10 protein-coding genes are annotated in these 13,014 nt (G+C 68.3%); 1 reads left to right on the forward strand and 9 read right to left on the reverse strand.

All coding sequences use genetic code 11. The features are described from left to right. Window position 1: 1 nt before the first annotated feature. The 6 genes from ON22_RS05840 to ON22_RS05865 form a co-directional block, all read right to left on the reverse strand. Entirely contained in the window at window positions 2-514 is a 513-nt protein-coding gene (locus ON22_RS05840; protein ID WP_063820540.1) for a roadblock/LC7 domain-containing protein, read from the reverse strand. Next, window positions 511-2,853, reverse strand: coding sequence for a sensor histidine kinase (locus ON22_RS05845; protein ID WP_051157195.1), 2,343 nt, complete (start codon window positions 2,851-2,853; stop codon window positions 511-513). Before ON22_RS05845 ends, ON22_RS05840 begins: the two co-directional genes overlap by 4 nt. 353 nt (window positions 2,854-3,206) lie before the next feature. Beyond that, window positions 3,207-3,584: a DUF742 domain-containing protein gene (locus ON22_RS05850; protein ID WP_033245954.1), complete on the reverse strand. Its 378-nt coding sequence runs from the start codon at window positions 3,582-3,584 to the stop codon at window positions 3,207-3,209. A gap of 69 nt (window positions 3,585-3,653) precedes the next feature. Further along, window positions 3,654-6,080 carry a sensor histidine kinase gene (locus ON22_RS05855; RefSeq protein WP_051157196.1) on the reverse strand — a complete coding sequence of 809 codons (2,427 nt, stop codon included), beginning with the start codon at window positions 6,078-6,080 and terminating at the stop codon, window positions 3,654-3,656. A 204-nt stretch (window positions 6,081-6,284) separates the two neighbouring features. Continuing rightward, entirely contained in the window at window positions 6,285-7,805 is a 1,521-nt protein-coding gene (locus tag ON22_RS05860) for a hypothetical protein (protein ID WP_033245955.1), read from the reverse strand. A 163-nt stretch (window positions 7,806-7,968) separates the two neighbouring features. Continuing rightward, window positions 7,969-8,355: a hypothetical protein gene (locus ON22_RS05865; protein ID WP_051157197.1), complete on the reverse strand. Its 387-nt coding sequence runs from the start codon at window positions 8,353-8,355 to the stop codon at window positions 7,969-7,971. Between the two features lie 237 nt (window positions 8,356-8,592). Here ON22_RS05865 and ON22_RS05870 point away from each other — a divergent pair, with 237 nt between their 5' ends. After that, the gene (locus ON22_RS05870; RefSeq protein ID WP_033245956.1) at window positions 8,593-9,522 is read left to right on the forward strand and encodes an alpha/beta fold hydrolase; all 930 of its coding nucleotides are present in this window, start codon (window positions 8,593-8,595) and stop codon (window positions 9,520-9,522) included. On the opposite strand, the gene ON22_RS05875 is transcribed toward ON22_RS05870, so the two are convergent. The 3 genes from ON22_RS05875 to ON22_RS05885 all read right to left on the reverse strand — a co-directional run bounded on the left by ON22_RS05875 (window position 9,511) and on the right by ON22_RS05885 (window position 12,959). Next, the gene (locus ON22_RS05875) at window positions 9,511-10,110 is read right to left on the reverse strand and encodes a TetR/AcrR family transcriptional regulator (RefSeq protein ID WP_033245957.1); all 600 of its coding nucleotides are present in this window, start codon (window positions 10,108-10,110) and stop codon (window positions 9,511-9,513) included. The genes ON22_RS05870 and ON22_RS05875 overlap by 12 nt on opposite strands. A 206-nt stretch (window positions 10,111-10,316) precedes the next feature. Further along, window positions 10,317-11,849 (reverse strand): acyl-CoA synthetase, encoded by a 1,533-nt coding sequence (locus ON22_RS05880; RefSeq protein ID WP_033246048.1) that lies wholly within the window; start codon window positions 11,847-11,849, stop codon window positions 10,317-10,319. A 252-nt stretch (window positions 11,850-12,101) separates the two neighbouring features. Beyond that, complete coding sequence (locus ON22_RS05885; protein ID WP_051157198.1) at window positions 12,102-12,959, reverse strand: alpha/beta fold hydrolase; 858 nt, start codon at window positions 12,957-12,959, stop codon at window positions 12,102-12,104. Window positions 12,960-13,014 lie beyond the last annotated feature (55 nt).

Here is a 13,014-nt window from a genome sequence, read left to right on the forward strand (position 1 = left end):
GCTAGCGTATGCCGTTCGGATAGCCGCGCACGTTCGCGCCGGGCCGGTCGTGGGCGTGCATCGGCGGCCGGTCCTGAGGCATCGGCCGGTCATGGGGGCCCGGCCGGCCGCGGTCGCCCTGATACGTGCGGGAATCGACCCCGAGATGAGCGCCGACCTGCTGTACGGTGCGGTTCATTTCGTAGGCCACCATCCCCAGATCGGCGGAGTCGGCGGCCAGCAGCGAGAGGCAGGCATTACCACCGGCCGCGGTGACGAACAGGACCGCCCGGTCGAGCTCCACCACGGTCTGGCATACCCCACCCGCCTTGAAATGACTTCCGGCGCTACGCGCCAGGCTGTGGAAGGCGGAGGCCATCGCGGCGAAACGTTCGGCGTCGTCGCGGTCCAGCCCGGAGGAATGCCCCATCAGCAGGCCGTCGGTGGACAGCAGTACCGCGGAATCGGCGTCCGGTAGACCGCGGACCAATTCCTCGAGTAGCCAGCTGAGATCGGTGCGATTGGGGTTGGTCATCGGTCGCCTTCTCGTCTAGAGCGTTCTGGAGCATCGGTATCGGAGTGCGGTGCGCGGCGGCCCTGACGGCTTCCGCGAGAAATCGCCGACATCCGGTTGCGGGCCTGTTCCGGGGTCCGGGGGCGGACCACACCGGGATCGGGGTTCTCCTCCCCGGCGGTGGGCTCGGTGGCCTTCCGGTGGCGGCGCGGCAGCGGCGGCCGGCCGGCGCCCGCGCGGTACGGGTCCGGCTCCGGGTGCGGGTACGGGACCTCGGAAGTGATGGCGGGGTAGACGTCCGACCCCAGTGTGCGGGAATCGTAGGGCGCCTCGTACACCGGAGCGGTGGCGAAGGTGGTCGACGGCGAAGTGTGGAAGGGCAGCGGTGCCGCGGGTGCCGTGCCGGCCATGGCGGGTTCGATCACCGGGGCGGCTTCCAGCGGTGGGGGCCCGCCGGGTTCGGTGAGCGTGGTCGGAATGAGGACGATCGCCTTGATTCCGCCGTACGCGGATTCGGTCAGGCGTACCGAAATACCCTGCCGGGCAGCCAGGGTGGCGACCACGAACAGTCCGAGGCGGGTATCGCCGGTCAACGCCGTGACACCGAAGTCCGGCGGTTGGGCCAGCGCCCGGTTCCGTTCGGCGATCTCGTCTTCCGCCATACCGAGGCCCTGATCGGCCACCTCGATCGCCACACCGCGCCCCACCAGGGTGGCCGCTACCTCGACCCGGGAATCGGGCGGGGAGAACGCCGTCGCATTGTCCATCAGCTCGGCGAGCAGGTGGATGAGGTCGGCCGCGGTTTTCCCGACGACGCGCATCTCCGGTACCCGCCCGGTGTGGATACGTGTGTAATCCAGGCTTTCCGCGGCCGCGGCCCGGATGATGTCCCACAGGGAGACGGGTTTGCGCCAGCGCCGGCCGGGCTGTTCGCCACCCAGCACGATGAGGTTCTCGGCGTGGCGGCGGGCGCGAGTGGCGAGATGGTCCAGCTGGAAGAGCAGTTCGAGCTGGTCGGCGTTTTCTTCGCGGCGTTCGGCCTGATCCAGCAGTGCCAGCTGACGATGGACCGCGAGCTGGTTGCGATGCGCCATATTCAGGAACACCGCGTTGAAACCCGCCCGCGTCTTGGCCTCGGCCACCGCGGCCGAGACGGCGGCCAACTGGGCCCGGTTGAAGGCGTCGGCGACCTCACCGAGTTCGTCGGTACCGAAATCCAGCTGCGCGACCTCGGCGGTGGTGTCCACCTCCGCGCCGTCGTCGAGGCGGCGCATGAGGTCGGGCAGGCGGTTGTCGGCCAGGTCCAGGGTGTCGTTGCGCAGGTGACGCATCCGGCCGATGAAGCGGTTGGCCATCACCAGCGCCACGAGGAAGGTCAGCCCGGTGAGCAGCAGGACGGCGATACCGCCCAGCAGCGATCTCGTGGCCGTATCGTCGCCCTGTGCGCGGGCGGTGGCATGGGCGTCGTTGCTCTGGTCCTCCCAGAGCTTCAACAGATCCCCGATGACCTGGCCCGATGCCTGCTGCCAGGCGGCGATATCCATCGGCAACGCGGCCGTTTCGCCGGTGGAATCCGAGTCATCGGTGCTGCCGGAGCTGTCCTCGGATTCGTCGGCCGACCGGGCGCCGCCGGTCATGATCGCATCCTGCATGGCGATCACCTGCCGATAGCTCGCGGAATCGGTGATCGCCCGGAGTTGCGCGAGCCGTTCGTCTTTGAGTACCGCGCCGGAATACGCCACTTCGCCGCGGAATTCACCGGCGTGACGGTTGAATTCGACCAGTTGGGCATCGGTCAGTTCGTTCAGGGTGAGCGCCGCTGCGCCCAGGGTGTCCGCCTTGGACAGTGCTTCGGCGGCGCGCAGGGGTTCGGCGCCGTAGCCGAGCGATATCGCCACCCCGGCGTCCGGGGCGACCCGGGCGGCCAGCATGGAGGCCGCGACGATCGTATCGATCACCGCGCTGTAGAAACCGAATGCCTCCGGCCGGGGGATCGTGCCCGTATCGACAGCGGCCCGGGTGGCGGGCACCTGGCCGAACAACTGCTGATAAGCCTCGAGCTCGGCTTGGGAACCGTCGGGATTGAGCTGCTGGGCTGCGTCGCCTTTGGCAATGACCGCCCCCAGGGCGATATCGGACTGACCGCGCGCCGCCACCAGCGCCGGTGCCACAGTCGTATCGCCCGCCAGGAGCAGCAAGGAAAGCCGTCGTTCTTCCGCGAAGGCCCGCACCATGAGAATGGCCGGACCGGTGGTGCTGCTGGCCAGTTCGGCCCAGTTCGTCGCATCCCGGCCGGATCGCACGAGATAGGCGGCTGCACCGATCCCGATGGTCACCAACGCGATACTCGTGACCAGCACGATCGCAAGCAACCGGGTGCGAATGCGGACCCGCCCGCGCGTGCGATTCGCTCCGGAACGCGCTTTTCGCAGGATCGTTCCGGCGAGAGGTAGGCGAAATCCCAACGTAGACCCACTCATTTCAGGGTGATGGGCCGCCCGGCCGCCGGTCGGCCCATCCCAGCTATCCCGGCATTGCGATAATTTCTACTAGATTTTTCCTCGCAATGCGCTTCATCTGTCCCAGACTCTAGCGAACGGGATGCGTGCGGTGTCCCGGAAGTGGACATGCAAATGAGGCGCTCACCCTGAAGTTCGGTGGCGCGGGTGGCGCGGCGGCGTATTCGAAGGTTGCTGGGCGGGCCCGGCTCGGATCAGCCGCCCCGCAAGCTGTTCGCGATCGTCCGCAGGAGATCGAGTCCGGCGGCGTTGTCGGGAGTCTCCACCGGTGCGCGCACGGTCAGCCGGCCGTCGTCGACGAGATCCCCGATCAGAACCTTGGTCAGTGCCAGCGGAACGCCGAGTTGAGCCGATACCTCGGCCACCGACTGCGGTGCCCGGCACAACCGGACTATTTCGGCGTATTCGGGTTCCGGCCGTCGCAGCGCCAGGCCGGAGCCGGCATCGACCACCATGGAATCCAGCGTGAGTTCCGCGCGTTCGCTGCGACCCCGGCCGCGGGTCAGCGCATAGAGACGTACGACCGGGCCGGCGTCCTCCTCGTCCCCCGAGGTGTTGTGTGGTCCGCTCATGGCTGCGGCTTGCCGTTCGGTTCGGTCTCCGGCGGCCGGCTCACCGGTTTCGCCGACGGCCGGTTCGGGTCAGTGCGCGGGGGAGTGGTCATCGTCGCCTTCCTGTCGAGTTCTCTCGGATTCGGCCGGCTGCGCCAGCGCACTGCGTCCCGACCGGGTGCCGCCCTCGATGGCGGCCATCAGATTGCGTGCTTCCTCGGCGCTGTGGGGACGAGGTGCTTCGGCGACCGGGGCGGTACCGGCACCGGAATCGGCGGATTCGGGAGAGGGGGCGGGTTCGGCGGATTGCCGGCGCCGGCGGGGCAGCGGGGGGCGGGTGCCCGTACCCGGTTGCTGCGCCGCGGTATCGGTGGCCGGTTGCGCAGACCCGTCGGACCCCGCCGGGGCCGGGACACCGGCGGGTGCGGGGCTGCCGTTCGGTGCGGAGTCCTGGGGGCCGGCCTTCTCGGAACGGGTGGCGTTGCCCGCGGGTTTTCCGGCGCCGGGCACGTCCCGTTCTTCGATCAGTTCGGTGGGAATCAGTACGACGGCCTTGACGCCGCCGTACATCGAATCCGACAGTCGTACCGACGCGCCGTGGCGGGCCGCCAGCGTGGCCACCACGAAAAGCCCCAGCCGGGTATCACCGGACAGCGCCGCGACACCGAAATCCGGTGGCTGCGACAGCAGCTGGTTGTTCGCGACGATCTCATCGGCCGACATACCCAGCCCCTGGTCGGCGACCTCGACCGCGACCCCGCGGCCCACGACGGCCGCCGAGACCTCGACCCGGGACTGCGGCGGGGAGAACGCGGTGGCATTGTCCATCAGTTCGGCCAGCAGGTGGATCAGGTCGGCGGTGGCCTGGCCGGCGATCAGCACATCGGGGGCGCCGCCGGTGTGGATCCGGGTGTAGTCGACGGTTTCCGCCGCGGCCCCACGGATCAGATCCCACAGCGGAATCGCATTACGCCACACCCGGCCCGGGTTCTCACCACCCAGCACGATGAGGTTCTCGGCATGACGCCGGGCGCGGGTGGCCAGATGGTCCAGCTCGAACAGCAGCTCGAGCTGGTCGGCGTTCTCTTCGCGGCGTTCCGCGCGATCGAGCAGGGCCAGCTGCTTGTGCACAGCGACCTGGTTGCGGTGGGCGATATTGAGGAAGACCGTGCGGAAACCGGCCCGGGTCCGTGATTCGGCCACGGCGGCCGACACCGCGGCGATCTGCGCCCGGTTGAAGGCGTCGGCCACCTCGCCGAGTTCGTCGGTACCGAAGTCCAGGCGGGCCACCTCGGCGGCGGTATCGATCTCGGTGCCACTGTCGAGACGCCGCATGAGATCGGGCAGCCGGTGGTCGGCCAGTTCGAGGGTGTCGCTGCGCAGGCGGCGCATACGCGCGATGAACCGGTTGGCCACGAACAAGGTGCCCAGGAAGGCCACCAGCGTGACGACCAGGACCACGATCCCGCCGATCAACGACAGGCTCGCCGTATCGGTGCCCTCCTCACGAGCGATGGCATGCGCGTCGCGGCTCTGGTCCTCCCACAATTTCAGCAGGGCCGAGCCGAGGCGGGTGGACGCTTCCTGCCAGGCCGGTCCGGTCATCGGCAGAGTGGCCGAACCGGATTGCACGGACTCCCCGCTGTCGTCGACGCTTTCGGACGGCGCCGGGAAGGGGCCGCGCAGCACCATCGCGTCCTGCATGGCGGTCACCTGCTGCCAGTCCGGTGAAGAGGTGAGGGCGTGCAGCTGGTCCAGCCGCGGGCCCCGCAGCACCGACGCCGAATAGGCGGCCTGCGCACGGAACTCACCGACGTACCGGTGGAATTCGAGGAATTGCTCCGGCGTCGCTTCCCCGCGGGCAAGGCTCACGATACCGAGGGTATCCGCGCGCGAGAGGGCTTCCGCGGCCCGCAGCGGTTCGACGCCGTAGCCGAGCGCGATCCCCAGGCCGGCGTCGGGCGCGACCCGGGCGGCGATCAGCGACGCCCGGAAAATCGTGTCGATCACCGTATTGAAGAATCCGAAAGCGTCCGCACTGGGTACCGCGCGGGCGTCGATGGTGGCGCGGAAGCCGGGAACGCTGTTGTAGAGCGGGCGGAAGGTCTCCAGTTCGGCCGCCGACCCGCCGGGGTCGAGCCGCTGGGCCGCCTCTCCTTTGGCGATCGTCGCGGCGAGCGCGGTATCGGAACGCGCTCGCGCATCCGCGAGGGCGCCGGCCGCGACCGGATCGCCCTCCAGATACAGCATCGACAGCCTGCGCTCTTCCTCGAACGTTTCGACCATGGAGATCACCGGCGTGGTGGTGCTGCTGATGAGATTGGCCCAGACCCGGGCCGACAGACTGTCTTTCACCAGGTAACCGGCGGCGCCGACACCGATGATCAGCAGCGTGATATTGGTGATCAGCAGGATCGAAAGCAGCCGGGTGCGGATACCGACCCGGCCGCGAGTGACATCTCTCCCGGAGCGGAGTGCCCGATCCCACGAGTCGGACAGATGCCGCCGAACAGCCACGATAGATCAACCCGTTCCAGGGCATGCGCAGACGACACCATGGTGATCGGCGCATATCACCCTAATGTTCCCGGCATTGCCGATATCCGGCAATGCATCAGCTTCGGTCCAAACCATAGCGAAGCATGGTTCGGAGGCCGAGACGAGTCTCACCAAGCGGTCGCTAGGGTATCGGGGTGACCCCGGCTACATGCGGTCGGCCGTTCAGGCGCCGCCCAGCCGTTTCGCTCCCGGGCCACGGAAACACAGCACCTGATCGCCGTAGCCGGCCAGCGGCCGGGCCTCGGCGGCCTGGCGGATACCGCTCGCGGGCAGCTCGGTGAGCTTCGCGAACATGGTCGCATTACCGAAGGCCGAACGGATCTGTGTCTCCGAGGCGTAATCGGCGCCGTAATCGGCGAGCTTGCCGAAATCCAACGGCGCCAGCGGGGTATCGAGCGCCACCGGCTCCGCGGGCCGCCCGAGCGCGGCGTACTGGGTGGCCCCGCCCTGTTCGTACCAGCACAGCTCGTAGGCCAGGCTCTCGGTACTGGTCACGCTCATCACCGGCCACTGCCGTGAAAGACGGCGGGCCAGCGGGTTCTTCGCCACCGGTGTGAGCTCCCATTTCAGGCTCTGCACCGCGACCCAGCTCCCCGACCTCCGCTCGATCAGCACGATATCCTCCCCGAGTTCGGGGGTCGCGTTCATCTGCGGGTCCCGGGTGCCCCAATGCGCCTTGTCCACGCCGTACGCGGTGTTGATATCCACCAGCTCCGCGCCCGCCTCGCTGTAGGCCGCGATAATCGCCGCCCGCACCTGCTGCACTGCATCCGGCGCCGAACACAGCACCCCGAGCGCACCGAACGACGAACCGATCTCCACCGGTTTGGCCGGCTGTTCCGGCATCGCCCCTGCCACCAGCGGTTTGAGCCCGACCAGTGCCAGATTCCAGTTGATCTCCTCGATGGTCGCCAGATCGCCGGCGCTTTGATAAAGGATCTGCTGCTGGGTCAGATAGCCGGCGCGCTCCAGCGTGCGGCATTCGAGTTTGCGCAGTGCGGACTGGGTTTTGCCGGTGAAACCGATCTCTTCGATCTTCATCGCGCGCAGCTGCGCGGCCATCTCCGGGGTGGTGAGCGCGGTATAACGTTCGCGGTACATGGCCACCGCCTGTTTCCGCTGCCGGCCCACCATCAGGGTGCGCAACAGCGTGTTCAAGGTGGCGAGGTATTTCCGGGACTGATCCGGATCGGCCGCGAACAGACCGGCGCGGATCCGTACGGCCTCGTCGGTTGCCATGACGGCCGCGCCCGGGTCCAGCCGGCACAGCCAGACACCGCATTTCGACAGGCTGTCCGCGCAGGCGCCCGCCGCATTCGGATGATCGTGCGCTACCTGCGTATAGGCGTTGCATGCGTCGCGGATGGTCGCGGTGGCCAGTTCGCGGTGCCCGATCTCCCGGGCCGCCTGCTCCAGCAGCCGCAATGTGTCCTGCACCTTGTTCGCGAACTGTGCGGTGACCTGCCCGGCGGTGAACCAGCGCAGCCGGATCATCACCGCCTCCTGGGCGGGTTCCAATGCTCCGGCCACCCGGTTCCGTGCCGAACCATCGGTTTTGGTGGCCAGGTACGCGGCGGCGAGTTCGGACAGGCTGGTCGCCAGCTGTAATTCGGTTTCCGGTGTACGGTCCCGGGCCGCGATCCGGTCGGTGGCCACCCGGCCCTCGATGGCGATCAAATCCATCGCGATCTCAATTCCCGCATCACCTTCCGCGCACGGCTCCCGCCGACCCCATCGAGTCGTTGTGGCCGTCATCCGAGCATTCCTCGAAAGTCTGCCACAAGTACGGCTCGATCAGCAGGCCTACCGGGACCCTTACCGGAACCGGACGTTTCTGTGCACCCGGTCAGGTCGCGGGGACCGTGGTGGCGCCGACGCCGAGATAGAACAGCATGATCATGAACAGGAACCAGCCCGCGCCCTGCCAGATCGGCCAGGTACCACCGCGCCGCCACACCCGGATCGTCTCCACGAATGCCCCGATACCACCCAGGAACAGCAGCACACCGGGACCGAACAGGACCGCCACCTGGGACGGCGTATCGCACAGCAGCGAATCGGCGTCCCGGCACTGCGCCGTGGCCGACCAGATCGCGGTACCGGCGCAGACCAGCGCGGCAGCCCCCAGCACCGCCAGCGTGTAGCGCACAGCCCGCCGGAAGCCTGCCCGGTCGCCGGACCAGCGCTTTTCCACATCGTTGATATTCGACCGCTTTTCCGCGTTATCGGCCATCGTCCCGCTCTCCTGCCCGCCTCGTCACCGGACCGGTCCCATCGCCCCGCGGTATTGCCCGGATCGAGCGCGGCAAACGTGTCCCGCCGGCTCACGGGGCCGCGGCCGGGCACGGCCGGACGCCGACCGGGAGCTGAGCAGCTCTCCGATGCGGCTGCATCAGCGCAGTTCAGGACGTATAAGGACGGCTGCCGAAAGCGAGTTGTGGGGCATGCCCGGCTCCCTGAGGCTGGAGATATGAACGCACAAGCGCACCGCGCGTACGCCGAGTTTCTTCCCGAGCCCTACCGGTCCGATTCGGTCGCTGAACCGGTCTCCGAATGGTGGGAGTGGCGGGGTCGCCGCGTCCATATGCTGCGCGCGGCAGTGCCCGAGGCTCCGGTGCGGATCTTGGCGATCCACGGCGCAGGGGGCCACTCGGGCCTGCTCTGGCCGGCGGTGGCACTGGGTCTCCGGGAGAACGTCGATGCCACGGCCGTCGACCTCCCGCTATACGGGCGGACGATCGAACCCGATCCGGGCGGGGTGCGCTATGGCCAGTGGGTCGACCTGCTGTGCGAGCTGGTGCACGCCCGGGCCGCGGCGGACGACCGGCCACTGGTGCTGTTCGGCGCGAGTATGGGCGGGATGCTGGCCTACGAGGTCGCCGCACGCACCGGCGCGGTAGCGCACGTCGTGGCGACCTGCCTGCTGGACCCCGCCGATCCGGCGGCGCCCGCCGCCCTGACCCGATGGAACCTGCCCGGCCGGTCGGGCCCGCGCCTGCTGCGGTGGATCGACCCGGTCGGCGGCCGCCTACGCGTGCCGATCCGCTGGATCACCCATATGGACAAGATGAGCCTCGACCCCGAACTGTCGCGGCTGTGCGCGACCGATCCGCTGGGCGGCGGCGCCCGGATCCCGCTGGGATTTCTCCGTAGTTTCGTGGACTACCGGCACACACCGCCGGAGGATTTCACTGCTGCTCCGGTCACGCTGGTCCATCCCGCCGCGGACCAGTGGACACCGCCCGAGCTGAGTATCCGTTTCCTCGAACGCATTCCCGGCCGGCGTGAAACCGTGTTGCTGGACAACTGCGGGCATTTTCCCGTCGAAGAACCGGGAATCGCGCAGCTGGCCGGGGCCATGCGTGCGATCCTCGCCGAAGCCGGTGGGTCAGGGCGCTGATACCGGCGGCGCCAACCGCTCCACCACGGCCATCAGATCGTCCGTGGTCATCGGATGCCGCGGATTCACCCGGTGCACCTGCGCATCGATCGTGTGCACCAGCAGGCGTGCGGTCGACACCGGGTCTGTGCCGACGCGCCCGCAGCGGTGGAGGTGATATGCCAGTTCGTTCGCGAGATGGTCCTCGAAGGCGTGCATGACCGCCAGTTCACCTACTTCGCGTAACGCCATCCGGTGCATCAGTGCGTGCAATCCGGGGCGGTCGCGGTGCAGATCGACGACGACGTCCAGCACCGTGCGCAGCGCCGTCTCGAACGGCGGCTCGGCGGCGCGCACCTCGTCCAGTACGGCACCCAGACGGGTAGCTGCCTCGGCCACGTGCCGCCGGGCCAGCGCGTGCAGGATCGCCTGTTTGTCCGGGAAGTACTGGTACAGCGTGCCTATCGAGGTACCGGCCCGCTCGGCGATGTGGTTGGTGGTGGTCGCCAGACCGTCACGCCCGAACAGCTGCGCTGCCGCTTCCAAGAGGATGTCGACGGTGAAGCGCGATCGGTCCTGCCGAGGCGACCGCCGTACTCCGTGGCTCATGGGCGAAACCGCCCGGAAGTCACGTACGCGGTGGGGGCGAGTCGGCCGACCGCCATGGGCATCTGTGGTCTCCGGTATCGGGCACTGTGGTCGTCGCCGATTATCCGGCATCGGGGACCCGCCGTACAGAGTTGCGAGCACCCGCCGGCGCAAACGCCCCGCCGCTCCCTACGAGCACCGGGTACCGGAGACCGACCCGGTGGGGCTCACAGGTACTGGGCGCGGAGTTTGCCTTTGACCAGCTTGCCGGTGGGGGTGCGGGGGAGTTCGTCGGCGAAATCGACCGTGCGCGGGACCTTGTATCCCGCGATACGGGCACGCAGGTAGTCGCGGAGTTCCGCGGCGAATCCGGGGCCCGGTTCGGCGCCGGGAGCGGGTTGGACCACGGCCTTCACCGATTCGCCCATCTCTTCGTCCGGGACACCGATCACGGCGACATCGAGAACCTTCGGATGCAGGGCGAGGGCGTCCTCGATCTCCTGCGGATAGATGTTCACCCCACCGGAGATGATCATGAACGCCTTACGGTCGGTGAGGAACAGGAAACCGTCCTCGTCGATGTAGCCGATATCCCCGGTGGTGGTCCAGGTCGGATGCTGCGGGTGGATCGCCTGCTCGGTTTTCGCCGCATCGTTGTGGTAGGTGAACGGGACTTCCTCGCGTTCGAAATAGATCGTGCCGATCTCGCCCGCCGGCAATTCCGCGCCGTCGTCGCCACAGACCCGCACCGCACCCAGCCCCGCGGGCCCCACCGACCCCGGCTTCCGCAACCACTGTTCGCTGTCGATGAAGGTGGCGCCGTTGCCCTCGGTGGACGCGTAGTACTCGTGCAGCACCGGCCCCCACCAGTCGATCATCTTCTGTTTGACCTCGACCGGGCACGGCGCGGCAGCATGGACCGCCACCCGCAGGCTCGAGACGTCGTAGCGGGCCCGGACGGCCTCGTCGAGTTTCAGCATCCGGACGAACATGGTCGGAACCCACTGACTGTGGGTGACGCGGTACCGCTCGATGGCCGCCAAGGCCTCCTCGGCGTCGAAACGTTCCAGCACCACCAGCGTCCCACCGAGGGCATGCACCACGCCCCCGAACCGCAGCGGTGCCGCGTGGTACAGCGGGGCGGGCGACAGGTACACCGTCTCGGTATCGAATCCGTAGAGCGGGCCGAAAACGGCGGTATAGGTATCGCCGGGTGGATCGCCGACCTGCCGGTCCGGCAGCGGATGTTTGATGCCCTTCGGCCGCCCGGTGGTCCCGGAGGAATAGAGCATATCGGCGCCGCGGGGCTGCTCGGTCAAAGGTTCCGGGGAAGCGGCGGCCAGCGCTTCCTCATAGGATCCGTGCCCCTCGACCGTGCCACCGAAGGCCAGCCGGATCTGCACTCCGGGCGTCTCCTCGATGATCTTCTCGGCGGCTTCGCGCAGACCGGCCGACGCGATGAGCGCCCGCGCCCCGCAGTCGCCGACGATATAGCTGATCTCGCTCGGCGACAGATGCCGGTTCACCGCGGTGATGTAAAGCCCGGATCGCAGCGCCGCCCAGTACACCTCGTACACCGTCGGGTCGTTCCCGGACAGCAGCGCGACATGGTCGCCCTTGCGCAGACCCGCCTCGTGGAGGTGCCGGGCGAGGCGGACGGAGTTGTCCTCCAGTTCCCGGTAGGTCAGCGTCTCACCGGTCTCGGCGAGGATTACGGCCGGTTTATCAGGGAAACGATCGACATGCGCGCCGGGATACATGCTGCTCCTCTGCGGAAACGTTGCGATCGGTGGACCGACCGCCGAGCCGATATCGGGGCCGGCGCCGCGCCGCGGCACAGGCCCCGCCGGGCATTCGCCCGGCCAGCGCGACATTAGCGGAAAGTGAACCGTGATTCGGTCAGTACGCCGAAACTTATCGGTGCAGTCCGGCTTTCATACGGCACCGGCGCGGGAGGCCGCCGAGGACAACGCCGGGTCTTTCCTGGATTTCCGGCGGCCGGCCGAGGTCGATTACTGCCACTCGGCGAGGAAGGCGGTGACCAAGTTGTTGAAGAACTCGGGCCGTTCCCCTTGGACCCAATGGCCGGTGGCGGCCGGTAGGTACACATCGCAGTTCGGGATCCGGCGGGCGAGCATATGTGCCCCGGAAGGACGGTTCACCCGATCCTCCGCGCCCCAGATCACCAAGGTCGGTTGCGTGATCCGGCGCAGCCGGGGATCACGGGTGAGGTCCATACGCACGAGCGTGCGCGGGGCGGACCGACCCGAGGGCCGGCGCAGCGGCGGATTCGCGACGACCTCCGGATCCAGGCTCGCGCGATAGCGGTTGTCGATCATCTCGTCGGTGATGGTGCGCGCGTCGTGCACAAGGTATCCGCGCATGAACGTAGCGAGTTTCTCGCGGCTCGGGCCGTCGCCGCCGTAGTAGGCGAGCAGCGCCCGCAAACCCGCGGTCGGCAGGGCCCGGGTGGTGCCGATCCCGCCGGGAGCCGGCAGAACCAACCGGTCGACCGTATCCGGCGCGTCCATGGCCATCCGCAAGGCCGCCGCCCCGCCGTAGGAATTGCCGACCACATGTGCGCTGCGCACCCCCAGCGCATCCAGCAGCCCCGTCATGGCCGCCGCCAGGTCGCCGAAGGGGTCGGAGCGATCCAGATACTTGCTCGACCGCCCGTACCCGGGCATATCCGGGACGATCACGCGGAACCGGCGGGCCAGCGCGTCCACATTGTGTGCGTACGCAGCCTGCCCCGAGGCGCCGGGACCGCCGCCGTGCAACATCAGCACGGCAGGTCCCGAACCGGATTCGGTGTAATGGATATCCCGGTCGCCGACGCGCACCGCTTGCCCGCCCTCGATCTCCGTCACCTCAGACCTCCTTCTCGGCGGAATCTGCGGAGAACGCTACGGAACGTCCGGAAAG

Source organism: Nocardia carnea NBRC 14403 (assembly GCF_000308515.1).
In the GTDB taxonomy this organism is placed as follows: domain Bacteria; phylum Actinomycetota; class Actinomycetes; order Mycobacteriales; family Mycobacteriaceae; genus Nocardia; species Nocardia carnea.